The 14,946-nt window shown below is 68.3% G+C and carries 14 protein-coding genes; 7 read left to right on the top strand and 7 right to left on the bottom strand.

The genetic code is table 11. The features are described from left to right. Window positions 1–54 precede the first annotated feature (54 nt). Window positions 55–981, bottom strand: a complete 927-nt coding sequence (locus NN2_RS29255; protein ID WP_063017737.1) for a cyclase family protein — start codon at window positions 979–981, stop codon at window positions 55–57. An 81-nt stretch (window positions 982–1,062) separates the two neighbouring features. Continuing rightward, entirely contained in the window at window positions 1,063–2,487 is a 1,425-nt protein-coding gene (locus NN2_RS29250; protein WP_063017735.1) for an amidase, read from the bottom strand. Between the two features lie 323 nt (window positions 2,488–2,810). Between NN2_RS29250 and NN2_RS29245 the strand changes: the two genes are divergently transcribed. Continuing rightward, window positions 2,811–3,572 (top strand): dienelactone hydrolase family protein, encoded by a 762-nt coding sequence (locus NN2_RS29245; RefSeq protein ID WP_063017733.1) that lies wholly within the window; start codon window positions 2,811–2,813, stop codon window positions 3,570–3,572. A gap of 123 nt (window positions 3,573–3,695) precedes the next feature. Here NN2_RS29245 and NN2_RS29240 read toward each other — a convergent pair whose 3' ends face one another. From NN2_RS29240 to NN2_RS29225, 4 genes are all read right to left on the bottom strand, one after another. Beyond that, complete coding sequence (locus NN2_RS29240) at window positions 3,696–4,109, bottom strand: VOC family protein (protein ID WP_063017731.1); 414 nt, start codon at window positions 4,107–4,109, stop codon at window positions 3,696–3,698. Between the two features lie 77 nt (window positions 4,110–4,186). Next, entirely contained in the window at window positions 4,187–4,693 is a 507-nt protein-coding gene (locus tag NN2_RS29235; protein WP_063017729.1) for a hypothetical protein, read from the bottom strand. A gap of 231 nt (window positions 4,694–4,924) precedes the next feature. Beyond that, window positions 4,925–5,362, bottom strand: coding sequence for an META domain-containing protein (locus NN2_RS29230; protein ID WP_063017727.1), 438 nt, complete (start codon window positions 5,360–5,362; stop codon window positions 4,925–4,927). 30 nt (window positions 5,363–5,392) lie between these two features. Next, entirely contained in the window at window positions 5,393–6,589 is a 1,197-nt protein-coding gene (locus tag NN2_RS29225) for a L,D-transpeptidase (RefSeq protein WP_063017725.1), read from the bottom strand. Between the two features lie 275 nt (window positions 6,590–6,864). Between NN2_RS29225 and NN2_RS29220 the strand changes: the two genes are divergently transcribed. The 5 genes from NN2_RS29220 (at window position 6,865) to NN2_RS29200 (ending at window position 12,897) form a co-directional block, all read left to right on the top strand. Further along, a complete protein-coding gene (locus tag NN2_RS29220; RefSeq protein ID WP_030514341.1) occupies window positions 6,865–7,551 on the top strand; it encodes a rhomboid-like protein in 687 nt (228 codons plus the stop codon). Window positions 7,552–7,786: 235 nt separating this feature from the next. Next, window positions 7,787–9,394: an ABC transporter substrate-binding protein gene (locus tag NN2_RS29215; protein WP_063017723.1), complete on the top strand. Its 1,608-nt coding sequence runs from the start codon at window positions 7,787–7,789 to the stop codon at window positions 9,392–9,394. A gap of 5 nt (window positions 9,395–9,399) precedes the next feature. After that, entirely contained in the window at window positions 9,400–10,356 is a 957-nt protein-coding gene (locus tag NN2_RS29210) for an ABC transporter permease (RefSeq protein WP_063017770.1), read from the top strand. Beyond that, the gene (locus NN2_RS29205) at window positions 10,349–11,224 is read left to right on the top strand and encodes an ABC transporter permease (RefSeq protein ID WP_082857362.1); all 876 of its coding nucleotides are present in this window, start codon (window positions 10,349–10,351) and stop codon (window positions 11,222–11,224) included. Before NN2_RS29210 ends, NN2_RS29205 begins: the two co-directional genes overlap by 8 nt. A 68-nt stretch (window positions 11,225–11,292) precedes the next feature. Next, window positions 11,293–12,897 (top strand): dipeptide ABC transporter ATP-binding protein, encoded by a 1,605-nt coding sequence (locus tag NN2_RS29200; RefSeq protein ID WP_063017721.1) that lies wholly within the window; start codon window positions 11,293–11,295, stop codon window positions 12,895–12,897. A gap of 8 nt (window positions 12,898–12,905) precedes the next feature. Here NN2_RS29200 and NN2_RS29195 read toward each other — a convergent pair whose 3' ends face one another. Beyond that, window positions 12,906–13,985 (bottom strand): hypothetical protein, encoded by a 1,080-nt coding sequence (locus NN2_RS29195; RefSeq protein WP_063017719.1) that lies wholly within the window; start codon window positions 13,983–13,985, stop codon window positions 12,906–12,908. Between the two features lie 256 nt (window positions 13,986–14,241). Between NN2_RS29195 and NN2_RS29190 the strand changes: the two genes are divergently transcribed. Beyond that, the coding region (locus tag NN2_RS29190) for an LLM class flavin-dependent oxidoreductase (protein WP_156511502.1) at window positions 14,242–14,946 on the top strand (705 nt) is incomplete at its 3' end.

Raw genomic sequence — 14,946 nt, 5'->3', positions numbered from 1 at the left:
ACCGATGTCGCATCCTCAACCGTAGCCACCGCGCCCCGGTGCGCTGCGCAGCGGTCAGAAGATCGCGACCGGGGCGACCGGACTGCCGGTGGCACCGACGAACGGTTCCGGCATCGCCGACAGCAGGAAGTCGTAGCGGCCTTCCTCGGCACACACCCGGGAGAGGTCCTCGAGATTCCAGTTCTGGCCCTGCAGCATGCCCATCTCGACCAGGTGCAGGGCATGCACCGCCAGCCAAGGGCCGTCGGCTTCGGGCGGGCAGATCTCGAAGGTGAGGGTGTCGGTGGCGACGGCGGCGACGTCGCGGGCATGGAACCATTCCGGGCAGCGCACCGACAACCCCGGTGACGGCGTCCCGTAGCCCTCGCGGTCGCCCGCCAGATAGAGCCGCATCTGCCCGGTGCGCACCAGCACCACATCCCCGGCCCGCACCCGCACCTGCGCCATCGCCGCGGCGGCGTCGAGATCCTCCGGTGAAACGGCGTGATCGCCGGCCAGCCGGTCGACCCCGCGGGCGCGGGCGACGTCGAGCAGCACCCCGCGCGACACCAGATGCGGCACCTTCTCGATACCGCTGAATCGGGCACCGCGGTGAGCGGTGATCGAGTCGGCGGGACGGCCGTTGTAGAGACGCCCGGCATAGGAGACATGTCCGAGGCCGTCCCAGTGCGTGCCCGCCTGCAACCCCATGGTGATCGAATCGTCGCTGGTCGCAATCGTGCTGGGCCCGAACATCTCCCAGTTCAGGGCCACCATGGTGTGCAGCGGATTCACTCGTCCCGGCACGAGTCCGGTCTGCACGCCACGCTGATGCAGCGGCAGTGCCAGCCCCACTCGCCGTCCCGTGCGCACGGTCGCCGCGGCGGCCCGGACCACTTCGTCGGTGACGAAGTTCAGGGTGCCGATGTCGTCGTCGGCGCCCCAGCGTCCCCAGTTGTTCACGCGCGCCGCGATCTCACGAAAGACAGACATGTCCGGCATGTGCGCACGGTACCGGCGGTCCCGTAGGTTGCCAATCCTTCACTCCCACTGAGCGAAACGACCGTTCGGGGCGTCCGACGGTCAGCCGACGGGCGGCCGGACGGGGGCGGTGCGCCACGGGCGTGCCTGCTCGAGTTGTGCCGCGACCTGCAGCAGCAGATCTTCGCGGCCGAAGGCGGCGACCAGTTGAATGCCGACCGGCATTCCGGCACTGTCGGTGCCCAGCGGGAGCGAGATCGCCGGCTGCCCGGTCACATTGAACGGGCTCGTCATGCCGCTGAACGACAGCGCGTGCTCCCACAGCGACGCCGGATCCGTGGTGTCGAGCAGGCCGAGCGGCGCGACGACCGTCCCCAGCGTCGGCGTGAGCAGCAGGTCGTGGTCCGCGAAATAGCCGCCCAGCGTGATGGCCGCCGTCTCGAGGTCGCGCAGTGCGCGGACGTAATCGGCCGCGCTGTCCTGATTCGCGGCGTCGTACATCATCCGGGTCATCGGTTCGAGGTCGTCGTCGCGCACGTCGCGGCCGAGCGCTGCCAGCCGCGCCTTCACATCCACCGCGACCGGCACTGCCATCAGATACTGCAACCCGCTCATGATTTCCTCGAAGGGAAAGTCGGGCGCCTCGTCCACGACGTCGTGGCCGAGATCGGTGAGGACGCCGGCGATATCTCGCGTCGCCGCAACACAATCGGGATGTATGGCGGCGCCCGAAGGCAGCGTCGTCGCGATCCCGATGCGCAGGTGCCCCGGATCGATGCGCATGGCGTCGACGTAGCGCATCGACGGCGCGGCGATGACGTACGGATCGCCGGGGACGGCGCCGGCGCCGATATCGAGCAACATCGCCGTATCGCGCACACTGCGGGTGACGGCGTGGTTGACGCTCATCGGCGCGGCCAGCAGATTTCGTGCCGGATAGGCGGGCACCCGGCCGCGGCTGGGTTTGAGACCCACCAGCCCACACGACGATGCCGGGATACGGATGGAACCGCCGCCGTCACTGGCCTGACCCGCGGGCACGATTCCGGCGGCCACCGCCGCCGCCGAGCCGCCCGAGGAGCCCCCGGCGGAGTGATCGAGGCGGTGCGGATTGCGCGTCGGCCCGAACAGCAGCGGTTCGGTGCTCGCGTTCAACCCGAATTCCGGTGAATTCGTCTTGCCGATGATCACCATGCCGGCGCGCCGATACCGTTGCACCAGTTCGGAATCCGCGGCGGCGAGAGCGTCGGCGAACAGCCGGGAACCGTTGGTCGTGGGCAGCCCCGCGACGTCCATGTGCAGATCCTTGATCACGAACGGGATCCCGCGCAGTGGACCGTCGGGTAGCCCCGCGGCCACCTCACGACGCGCCTCGTCACCGCGCTCGCTCACCACCGCGTTGATCGCGGGATTGCGCTCCGCGAGCCGGCTCAGGCTGAATTCGAGCACCTCCTCGGCCGACACGTCGCCGGCCTCGATCGCCGCGGCCAGTCCTGTCATGTCGGTGGTGTCGAACAGATCCCGCATCGAAGTCCCTATCAGTCGTGCCGTCCCGAGAATCGCGAGTCTCGTCCTACCAACCGCCGGGTCCTGGACGGACCGGTATTCCGCCTACCGGGATCTGCCGCTTCCCGCGCGTCGAGGATTTGACGGCGGCGCGGCGCGGTGAGCTACGGTGTGAGGCGATGACTACCGGGACGGCTTCACGCCACACACGGATGGGTTACCCGGTGCTCTGCTGAGCGCCCTGCGAGCCGATACGGGCTCGCATATCGACTCCTGCGGTATCGCGCGGGCTCCGCCTTCGTCGTGTTGATCACAAACCTCAGCGACGACAGAAGGATTCGACAATGACCGAAACACACGGCATCTCGGTAGACGTGCAGACGCCCGACGGTGTCGCCGACGCCTACCTCACCTCCCCTGCCGACGGCGCCGCCCATCCGGGAGTGCTGGTGGTCCAGGACGGTTTCGGGCTACGCCCCAGCCTGCGGGCGCTGGCCGACCGGATCGCCGCCCACGGCTATACCGTCCTGCTTCCCAACGCCTACTACCGTCACGGGCGTGCACCGGTGATCGAGCTGCCGGACTACATCGACCCGGTGCGGCGACCCGAGATCTTCCAGCAGGTCTTCCCGATGATCCGCGACCTCACAGCGGAGTTCTGGCGCTCCGATGCCGCGGCCTACCTCGACTGGCTCGCGGCCTCGCCGAAGGTCGCCGCGGGTAAGGCCGGCGTCACCGGCTATTGCATGGGCGCCCGCCTGGCGGTGTTGACCGCCGGCATGTTCCCCGACCGGATCGCGGCGGTGGCCGGATTCCACGGCGGACCGCTCGTCACCGACGCCGCCGACAGTCCGCACCGCAGCGCCGGAAACATCACGGGCGAACTGTATTTCGCCCACGCCGGCGAGGACGACCACATAACCCCCGAACACATCAGTGCCTTCGACAAGGCACTCGCCGACGCCGGCGTCCGCCACCGCACCGAGGTCTACGAAGGAGCCCACCACGGGTTCACCCAGGCCGACACCTCCGCCTACGACGCCGAAGCCGCTGAACGCCACTATCGCGAACTCCTGGCCCTGTTCGACCGCAAACTGCGCCGGTAGGTCGAGAGCACGGACCCGTGACTGGGTGCGACGCCGGATCGCTGGGAGCCGAGCGTCCGGGCTCGGCGGCAACGCCGAGCCCGGATATCGCCCTACCGACGCCGCAGTCCCCTCACCCGGCGACTACTTGGGCGCGACCAGTTCCAGCGCGATGTTGTCCGGATCCCGAAACTCGAGTATGTAACTGACACCGATGTCCTTGATGTCCTCATGCGCTATCCCGCAAGCGTCCAGATGCGCTGCGGCGGCTTCCAATTCGGCGAGCGACGCGACAGTGAAAGCGAGATGGTCGAGACCGACACGATTCTCGTCGAAACGGTCGGAACCGACCGGCCGCAGCCCGATCAAACCGTGTTCCATCCGGTAGATCACCCCGCCGAAGAGAAAACCGAGACGCTCACGCGTCTCCTCATCCGCATCGGCCGGAACCTCCAGCGCCACAGGCCAGCCGAATACCTGCTCATAGAAGGCCCGCGACCGGCCGATATCGCACACCGTGAGACGGACGTGAGCAACAGATCCCGTAGCAATCGCCATAACGATCATGCTCGCACGCCGCCTCCCTACCCGCAGGTTCCCGGCCGCCGACTACCTGCCGCGCGCTTCGAACGTGGTCAGACCGGGGCTTCGGTGGGCCGACCGTGCAGCAGGGCCTGCAGTTGTTCGGTGTGGCCTGGTAGCTCCACGTCGGTCAGGCCGGTGATCAGATCCCGCAGAGGTAGTGGCTGATCGACCAGCACGGTGTCGTTGGAGAGCAGACGAGTGGGAACCACGGTGTCGAGTTCGGTTTCGCTGAGGGCCGGGCCGGAGAGGCCGCAGAGGACCTCGGCTTGCCGGCGCAGGCGGTCCCGCAGGCCGGTGCTGCCGCCGGCAAGCTCTACGACACGGTCGATGGTCCAGATGTCGAGGGCAATGCGGTTGTCGTAGGTGGTGTGCTCGCCCGCGGCGACGGCCGACGCGGCAGCGATGGTGGCGGCGGTGATCAGGCAGACGTGTCCGAGGATCCGGTCGGCATTCCATTCGCCTGGTGCGGGGACGATCGTCGGGGTCGAATCGGCTACGGCGCCGGCGGCTTCCAGAAGCGTGCGGTAGGCGTCGCTCAACGCGGTGGTGTCCAACATGGAGAAATTATGCAGGCATTCGCCTGCGTAATTCAACCTGCGCTTGTCTCATAGGTGCATGCCGACCGGTGGCGACTCTGTTCGCCGAGCGTGATCGCGGCGAGCATGCGGCGGTCATGCCTGGGCCAGGAAGCGAACAGCACTCGACCTACGGCTCGAGGGAGATTCGGCGGACTGCCGGACCGGCTGGGTGGAAACCGGCATCCACGACGTGCTGCTCGGACTGCGGAGCTACCCCGCAGGTTCGGACTCGCGCAGAGTCACGGTGCGGTCGACGGTTTTCAACGTCAATGTCGCGCCGTCGAGACTCCATGTCGGGCTCGCTTGCAGGAGTGAGATCGCCCATTCGTCGGCTCCGGCGCGGTCGCCTCCGCACGCCATGCGAGTTGCGGCGAGGGGGCCGGTGTGGAGGGTGTTGCCGGTCAGGTCGGCGGAGCCCATGAGGGTGTTGCAGCCGGCGGTGGCGCTGAGGTGACCCGCGGTGAAGGTCAGGCGGAGCGGGCCGTCGCCGGGGATTCGCGGGCCTTGGACGCCGGTGGAGACGTAGGTGTGGCCGACGGGAGTGGCTTGTGCGGAATCCGTTGGGGCGGAAACGTTTCCGGAGGAGCAGGCGGCTCCTGCCGCCAGCACGGCCAGGATCGGAGCGATTCGCAGGATATTCGCCGACATGCTCCGATGGTAGCCGCCGGGTGGGGCGGATCAGCTGTTCGCGTTACCGGCCTGCCACGTGGTCCACGGGACCTCCCAGTCGCCGTAGGTGTCCCATACGGGCAGCGGCTGCCCGCCCGAGTTGGTGATCTCCACGACGTCGCCGACGCCGAAGTGGTCGAAGAACCACTGGGCGTTGTCGGGTGAGAGGTTCACGCAGCCGTGCGACACGTTGCTGGCCCCCTGCTGCCCCACCGACCAGGGCGCCGAATGGACGAATTCGCCGTCGTTGGAGATCCTTTCGTCCAGGTCCACCTTCTCGCGGTAGTACCCGGGCTGGCCGGCGCAGACCCCGTAACTGCAGGAGTCCATGATGATCGACGGCGATTTCTCCGAAATGACATGCGGCCCTTCGTGCGACGGGAACCCGGGCGAGCCGAGACTCATCGGCATCTGGTTCACCTGCGCGCCGTTGTGCAGGATCGTCAGCTGTTCGGTGTTGCCGTCGGCCTGCGCGATCCAGGAGTCGTGCACCGTGTAGTCGGCGCTGTTGTTCTCGGCGCCGAACACCCCGTCGCCGAGGTCGAGACCGAAGACGTCGGCTTCGATATGGATCTTGGTGCCCGGCTGCCAGTACTGCGCGGCGCGGTAGTGCACATCCTTGTCGTCGACCCAGTACCAGGCGCCCGGCTGCGGCGGCGTGACGGTGACCTTCAGATGCTTCTGCACCTCGGCCTTGTTCGCCACCGGCGCGGTGAACTGGAACACCATCGGCTGCCCGACCCCGATCCCGGTCTGGGCGACCAGATCGGGCGCGGGCACCACATTCGCGTACGCCTTGTGACCGGCGTCGATTGTGGCCACGGTGAATGTCTTGTTCGTGGCGACCTGGGCGAGGTTCACCGCTTGGGCGTCGACGCGGTAGGTGGTCCCGTAGCTCAACGGATCCTTCGAGGTCCAACTGCGATGGTCGGCACCGAAATCGCCGGCGACCGCTTTACCGTCCCCATCGGTGACGGTGACCTTGGTCAGCATGCCGTCGGCGGAGTTCACCACGAGGGGCGTCGCCGGATTGAGCGGTCCGTGGTCGGCCGCGGGCACATCGATCGTCGCGGGCGCGGTGATATCGGGCCCCTTGGACACCGGCGCCGACGACGTGCCGCCATGCGAGCCGCCACATCCGCCGACGAGCACGACGATCGCCGTCAGCACCGCCGACACCACCAGTAGAGATCGACGCCTGCGCACGTCCTCACCGCCTCTGTCTCGCACCCTCGCATGCACAGCGCCCACCCGGGACACAGCACCCTCCAGTCCACACCATCAATCCGGTGTCGCACCGCAGCAGCAGAGTACGTGTCGTCGCCGCCCGGCGCGCGTCCGGCATGGTCGGACCAGGCGTTTTGCCGCATTCGTGGCATTCGGCGACGGATGATGCGGGCTCACCCGCTACGGGTGATTGCGCGCGGACAGTGCGGCCGCATAGTGGAGCGATCTTCGCGATTCGTCGAGGAAGGTGACCGATGCCCAGGCGAGAGCGCTTCCGGTGGCGGACCGCCGCGGGCGCGGTCGGCGACTACATCCGGCACGCGCCCGGCACCTACATCTGGCTGGCCATCCTGCTGGTGTCCACACTCGTGGTCCGGCACCTGTCTCCCGATCAGGCCGAGATCCTGCTGGGCAACCGCTCGACCAATCTGCATCATCTGCGCGAGGATCCGGTGCACGTGCTGATCTCCAGCGCGTTCTGGCTCGCGGGCGGTGGCTGGTTCGGCTACGCGGTCAGCTACACCCTCTTCCACGCTCAGGCCGAACGCTGGCTGGGAACGCTGCGCTGGCTGGCGGTGGTGGTGATCGCGCACGTCGGCGCGACCTATATCAGCGAGGGCGTGCTGTATTGGGCTATTCATCACGGTTACGCGCCCGAATCCGCGGTGAACACCCTCGATTACGGCGTGAGCTACGCCTTGGCGGGTGTGATCGCCGTGCTGGTGTATCGGATCGCGAAGCCGTGGCGGTACGTGTACCTGCTCGGAGTGGTGGTGTTCTACGCGATTCCGGTCTTCGCGAACCGAACCTTCACCGACATAGGACATTTCAGTGCGATGGTCCTCGGCCTTGCCTGCTACCCGCTGACCCTCGGGCGTCCGGGTGTGTGGGATCCGGAGGTGGCGGTGCGTGGGCTCGCCGGGTCCGTGCGACACCGGTAATCACACCGCCGGGCCGTCGTCGCGACAAGGATTGGATTCAGCGCGATCCAGAGTGCTGACCCCGCATCGGAATTCCCCTAGCGTGACGTTTCGCCCATCCAGAGCGATCGAGAGACCCGGCTCCACGACATCGCAGCAACCCGCCGACCGTGTGTGGGTGCTACCGCCGGGACCGGCCGACCACTTCCAGCCGTCCACCCGGCACCTACCGCATCGATCCACCCGGAGTCACCGAATGAAACGAATTCTCTCGCCGGCGATCGCACTCACCGCGACGCTGGCGATCGCCGCCTGCGCGAACATCACCGATGCTGGCGGCGACGCCGGTCCGCCGCAGTCGGGCGGAACCCTGCGCTACGGCCTGTCGCAGGCGCCGACCTGCTCGGATCCGGCCCAGGCCGGCACCAACCAAACCCTCTACGTGGCACGCCAGATCGTGGATTCGCTCACCGACCAGGATCCCGCGAGCGGGGAAATCAAGCCGTGGCTGGCGACCTCCTGGCAGGTGAGCCCGGACGCGAAGACCTTCACCTTCCATCTGCGGCCCGACGTCACGTTCAGCGACGGCACACCGCTGACCGCCGCGTCGGTGCAGAAGAACTTCGACGCCGTCGTGCACACCCTCACCGCGGCGAAAGCGCCGCTGGGCGCGAGCTATCTGTCCGGCTACGCGGGCACCACGGCGATCGATCCACTCACCGCCGAGGTGCGATTCGACACGCCCAACGCGCAGTTCCTGCAGGCCTCCTCGACACCGCAGCTGGGCATCCTCGCCGACGCGACCACCGCGAAACCGGCCGAGCAGCGCTGCCTCGGTGACAACATCGGCAGCGGTCCGTTCGTCTATGCCGGCTATCGCCAGGACGCCTCCGCCACACTGGTCAAGCGCCCCGGATACCGGTGGGGTTCGGCGGTGTTCGCCCACTCCGGCGAGGCGTATCTGGATCGCATCGAATTCACGGTCGTCCCCGAGGCAGGAGTGCGGACCGGCAGCCTGTCGTCGAATCAGCTCGACGCCGTCAGTGACGCACTGCCACAGGATGTCGCGCAACTCGAGGCCGCCGGCGCCAAGGTGCAGTTCGACTCGAATCCGGGCGTTCCCTTCGGACTGCAGCCGAATGTGAGCCGTGCGCCGCTGTCGGATTCCGCCGTGCGCCAGGCCCTGTTGCACGCCATCGACCGCAAGCAGCTGGTGGATACGGTGCTGGGACCGCAGTTCCTGCCAGCCACCGGCCCGCTGGCCTCGAAAACGCCTGGGTACGTCGATCTTTCGAAGTCGATAACCTTCGACCCCGACCAGGCGCGCCGCATTCTGGACCAGGCCGGGTGGGTGCCCGGCGGCGACGGAATCCGCGTCAAGGACGGGCGGCGACTGTCGTTCGGTGTGCTGTTCGGTGCGCAGTTCGCCGCGAATCAGGCGACCTTGGAACTGGTGCAGCAGCAACTACGCAAGGTCGGGGTGGACATCCGGCTGGAGTTGACGCCCGTCGCCGATTACACCGCGCGGCAGAACTCCGGTGACTTCGACGCCACCTACTTCAACACCACCCGCGCCGACGGCGACATCCTGCGCACCACCTTCGGCCGCGGACAGCGAAACCTCAACCAGCGCGGACCGATTCCGGCGCTGGACCAGGCGCTCGCCGACCAGCTCTCGACCACCGACCCGGCGGCGCGGGCGGGGATCATCGGGCAGGCACAGCGATCGGTGATCGAGAACGGACTGTGGTTGCCGACCATAGAATTGTCGCAGGCGATCGGTGTGTCGGGCGCGGTGCACGATCTGAAGTTCGAGGCCTCGGCCCGTCTGCAGTTCTACGACACCTGGTTGAGCAAGCGATGAATCCGATGACCCGGTATGTGATCGTGCGCGTGCTGCAGGCGATCGGCGTGCTCTGGGCGGCGTTCACCATCTCCTTCGCCGTACTGTTCCTGCTGCCGTCGGATCCGGTGCAGATGGCCGTCGACGCGGATCCGGGCGTGCCTCCCGATCCCGCCGCCATCGCGGAACTGCGGGCCAGATACGGCCTGGATCGCTCGGTGCCGGAACAATATTGGACCGCGCTCACCCATGCGGTCCGGGGCGATCTCGGGCGCTCGCTGAACACCGGGCAAACCGTCACCGGCGCCCTGGCGCAGTCGATTCCCTCGACTCTCGCGCTGGCCGGTCTCGCGCTGCTGCTGGCGATCGTCTTCGGCGCCGCGCTGGCCGTGGCCGCGTCCTACACCCGGCGGCCGTGGTTGCGGAATCTGCTCACCGCGCTCCCGCCGATCGGCGCGGCGATGCCCACGTTCTGGGTGGGACTGCTTCTGCTGCAACTGTTCTCGTTCCGGCTTCGTCTCGTGCCCGCATTCGGCGGGACGGGTTTCAGCGGCACGATCCTGCCCGCGATCACCCTGGCCGTGCCGGTCGGCGCCGTCATAGCGCAGGTGCTCCACAGCGGTCTGGCCACCACCTGGCGGCAGCCGTTCGTCGAGGTGGCCTTCGCCAAGGGCGCCTCGCGGCTGTGGGTGCAGTGGCGGCACGTACTGCGCGCCGCGGCCGGGCCGGCGCTCACCGTCGCCGGACTGTGGGTCGGCACGGTACTGGCAGGTTCCGTGGTGGTCGAAACCGTGTTCTCCCGCGGCGGACTGGGCCGGCTCACCCAGAACGCGGTGCTGCATCAAGACATTCCGGTGGTGCAGGGCATCGTGTTGATCGCCGCCCTGGCATTCGTGGTGGTGAACCTGGCGGTGGATCTGATCTATCCGGTGCTCGATCCCCGCGTCGCCGTCGCTCGCGAGAAGGTGCGCGCTCATGTCTGACACACTGCTCATCGCCGACCCCCCGTCCGTCCGGACGGCGGACCTGCGGCGCGCGTTGGCGCCGAAACGGCTGCGTGCCACCGCAGGACTCGCGGTGTCGATCCTCGTGCTGATCGTGGTTCTCGGCTGGGCGGTCGCGCCCTCGCTTCTCGCCGGCGACGATCCACGCGCGGGCGTGCCGGAGGAGAAATTCCGCGGCCCGAGCCTGCAGCACTGGTTCGGTACCGACAATCTCGGCCGCGATCTGTACACCAGAGTGGCGCACGGGGCGGCGCTGACGCTGTCGGCGACCGTCTGTGCCGTGCTGCTGGGGCTGGTGGTCGGGTCGGCGATCGGTCTCGTCTCCGGCACCCTCGGCGGCACCGTCGATGCCGTCGTCATGCGCGGAGTCGATGTGCTGCTGGCGATTCCCGAACTGTTGTCGGCGCTGGTACTCATCACGGTGCTCGGGCTGGGCACCCGGAACGTGGCCATCGCGGTGGGAGTGGCGCTGATCGCCCGGTTCGCGCGGGTGATGCGTGCGGAAGTGCTGCGAGTGCGCCGCGCGCCCTACGTGGAGGCGGCGTTCGCGTCCGGAGTGCGCTGGCACACCGTGCTGCTGCGTCACATCCTGCGGACGGCCTACGCGCCGGTCGCCGCCCTGGCCGCGGTCGAATTCGGTGTTGCGGTGCTGGCGATCTCGTCGCTCAGTTTCCTCGGCTACGGCGCCGCGCCACCCACCCCGGAATGGGGTTCGCTGATCTCGGAAGGCCGCAACTACCTCGTGCTCGCCTGGTGGATGACCACCCTGCCCGGCCTGGTGATCGTCGCGGTGGTGCTCGCCGCCCAGCGCATCGGCCGCTCGATCGGGAGCACGGACGACCGATGAGACATACTCGCGCGGCTTCTGATCGGTCCGACCGGGTGCGGGTGTCCCGCGAAAATACAGGAGGACCGATGAGCGACGATACATTGTTGCGGGTCGACGATCTGCGCGTCCGCTACGGCGGCGCATCGGTGGAGGCGGTGTCCGGTGCGACGCTGGAGATCGCTCGCGGAGAGACCGTCGCGCTGGTCGGCGAATCCGGTTCGGGCAAATCCACACTCGCCCATGCGGTCATCGGCCTGTTGCCCGATTCCGCGGAAGTCTCCGGCGGCGGAATCGTTTTCGACGGTCACCGGCTCGACACCGCGTCCGACCGCACCCTGCGCGGCCTGCGGGGTGCGCGCATCGGACTCGTCCCGCAGGATCCCGGGACGTCGCTGAATCCGGTGCAGCGCATCGGCGATCAGGTGGCCGAGGTGTTGCGCATCCATCGGCGGGCCGATCGCCGCACGGCACGGCTGGAGGCGGTGCGGTTGCTCACCGAGGCGGGCCTGGACCGGCCGGAGGTGCGGGCCAGGCAATATCCGCAGGATCTGTCCGGAGGGCAGCGCCAGCGGGTACTGATCGCGATCGCGCTGGCCTGCGAACCGGAGCTGGTGATCGCCGACGAACCGACCAGCGCCCTGGACGTCACCGTGCAGCGCCGCATCCTCGATCACCTCGCCGACCGCACCACGCAGCTCGGCACGGCCGTACTGCTCATCACCCACGACCTGGCGGTGGCCGCCGACCGCACCGATCGGATCGTGGTCATGCGGCACGGCCGGATCGTCGAAACCGGAACCACCGCAGCCGTTCTCACCGATCCGCAGCACGAATACACTGCCGAACTGCTCGCCGCCGCGCCGAGCGCGGAGTCACCGGTGCGCCGAGCGCGCCCGCGTGCCGAACGATCCTTGCTGGTGGCGACCGGTTTGCGCAAGAGTTACCGGATCGCGCGGGGCGTGCGCACGGATGCGGTCGACGACGTCTCACTGGATCTCGATCGCGGCGAGACACTCGCCCTGGTCGGCGAATCCGGCTCCGGCAAGACCACCACTGCTCGCATCCTCGCACGGCTGTCCGCGCCCGATGCGGGCAGCATCCGCTTCGACGGGCGCGATGTCGCCGGTCTGCGCGGCGCCGCGCTGCGGGAATTTCGCCGGCGCGTCCAGGTGGTGTATCAAAATCCCTACACATCGCTGAATCCCACCCTGAGTGTGGCGAAGATCGTGGGAGAACCGTTGCAAGCCTTCGGGATCGGCGATCGCCGCGCCCGGGTCGCCGAACTGCTCGAGCAGGTGGCCTTGCCCGGAGAAGTCGCCGACCGGCGCCCGGAGCGGCTGTCGGGCGGGCAGCGGCAGCGCGTCGCGATCGCGCGGGCGCTGGCACTGCGGCCAGATGTGCTGGTGCTGGACGAACCGGTGTCGGCGCTCGATGTCGGAGTGCAGGCACAGATTCTGGCGTTGCTGGAGCGATTGCAGTCCGAGCTGGAGTTGAGCTATCTGTTCATCTCCCACGATCTGGCCGTGGTGCGTCGCATCAGCGACCGCGTCGCGGTGATGCGGCAGGGCACGATCGTCGAAACAGCCGACACCGCAACGCTGTTCGACGATCCGAGGCACGAATACACGCGCGAGTTGCTGGCCGCGGTACCGGGCGGGTTCGTCCGGCCCGCGATCGAACGGCCCGCCTGAGACGGGAACTATTCGTCGTGGCCGGCCGGCTCGTCGGGGTCGTTCGCATCGGTCTGCCGGTCCCGCCACACCCAGAACACCGCTGAGGCGACCAGCGCCCACCCGGCGAGCACCAGATACGGGAAGAGGTGCTGGTGGCCGGAGAAGTACACCGCGGTGTGCTGGGCGTTCACCGACGCGCCCGGCGGTAGCCAGCGGCCGATCGCCCCGAGTACCGATGGCAGCAGCGGCCATGACACCGCGCCCCCGGAGGACGGGTTGCCCAGCAGCACCATCACACCCCAGGTCGGGATCATCGCCCAGCGCCCGAACAGCGCGCTGAACATCGAGAAGATCATGCCCGAGGTGAACATCGTGAACGCCAGGATTCCCCACGACTGCACGAACGGCAGCGTCAGCGCGCCCAGCCACCAGTCCACCAGGGCGGCGATCGCGAACCCGCCCAGCAGGGAGTAGGCGACGGTGAACCCGATCCGCTGCACCGCGGTCAACGCCCCGGCGTGCACGCTGAGCTGGATGGCGCCGACGAAGCCGATGATCACCGCCGCCAGCGTGATGTAGAAGATCGCCAATCCGCGCGGATCGCCCGGCTGGAGTGGGTTGATATCGGTCACCACGATCGGTACCCCGGTCCGGCGGCTCGCCTCGGCGGCCGCGGTGGTGACCACCTGGGCCACCGACGAACCGGACGCACCCGACACATCGACGGGGATCCGCGCGGCGGTGCGCACATCCAGGATGGCGAACACCCGCTGCGATTCGACGGCCTCGCGCGCCGCCTCCGGGGTGTCGTAGTGCAGCGGATGCAGCGAGCCGTTCAGTTCTCGGTCCATGGTGTCGAGGAAGCGCTGGTCGAGCTCCGGTACCGCGGTTCCCGCGTCGACGACGGCGACCGGGATCCGGTGCGGTGTCGGATTGGCGAGGATATAGGTGTAGGAGCCGGCGAACAGTCCGGCCGCGATCGCCAGGATGAACACCAGCACCGTTGCCGGCAGATACGGCGAGTGCCGGAAGCGATGCCAACGGCCGCGCCATCCGCTCGGGGCCACCGGCACCGCGGCCGCGGTATTCCGCTCGTGGTCGGACATGCCGCCACCTTAGGAGCCCCCGGCACCCGAATCCGGGAAGCCGGTAGGAACGGCGGCCCCCGCAGGAAGGCCGCTTCGAGTCCGCGCCGATGCCGCCGCCGCAAGAATAGAATTCAGCGCGATCGAGAGTGCTGACGCCGCAGGTGATTTCTCCTAGTTTGAGCTTCTGCCCATCCGGCGATCGCGGGACATCTCCGCTTCCCTCCTACCGCGATGCGGCCGTGTTGTCTGGTGTCGATCGAAAGGACGCCTTCGCATGTCGTCGTTGCCGCCCCTGCTCGGGGTGGAATTGTCCGGCACGGGTACCCACCCGGCGTCGTGGCGGCGGGCCGACTCCCGCGCCGAAGAGCTGTTCACACCCGGCTACTGGCTCGACGCGATCACCACCGCCGACCGGGCCGGATTCGACTTCGTCTTCCTCCCGGACTCCTTCGGTGTGGGCGCCGGCGGTTACGGGCCGTTCGACGCGCTCGCGCTCGCGGCCCGTGCCGCCGCCGCGACCCGGACCATCGGCCTGATCCCGCAGGCCACGGTCACCCACACCGAACCGTTCCACGTGTCCAAGGCGATCGCCTCCCTCGACTACGCCACCTACGGCCGGGCGGGGTGGGAGGTCGCCGTCTCGGCCGAGGCCGAGCAGACGACGCTGTTCGGCCGCAAGCAGCCGCAGGACGACACCTCGCTGTGGCGGGAGGCCGACGAGGCGATCGAGGTGGTGACCCGGCTGTGGGACAGCTGGGAGGACGACGCCGAGATCCGCGATCTCGCGACCGGCCGGTTCATCGACCGCGACCGGTTGCACTACATCGATTTCGAGGGCGAGAACTTTTCCGTCAAGGGCCCCTCGATCACACCCCGGCCGCCGCAGGGCCGGCCGCCGATCGCGGTGCGCGCCGCGTCGGCGGCGAGCACCCGCCTCGCGGTCAACCGTGCCGATCTGATCCGGATCAGCGCCGCCGGC

The sequence above is a fragment of the Nocardia nova NBRC 15556 genome, from assembly GCF_001613005.1.
Classification (GTDB): Bacteria; Actinomycetota; Actinomycetes; order Mycobacteriales; family Mycobacteriaceae; genus Nocardia; species Nocardia nova.
The sequence above is the reverse complement of the archived record's forward strand: the minus strand, read 5'-3'. Positions and strand labels throughout refer to the sequence as shown.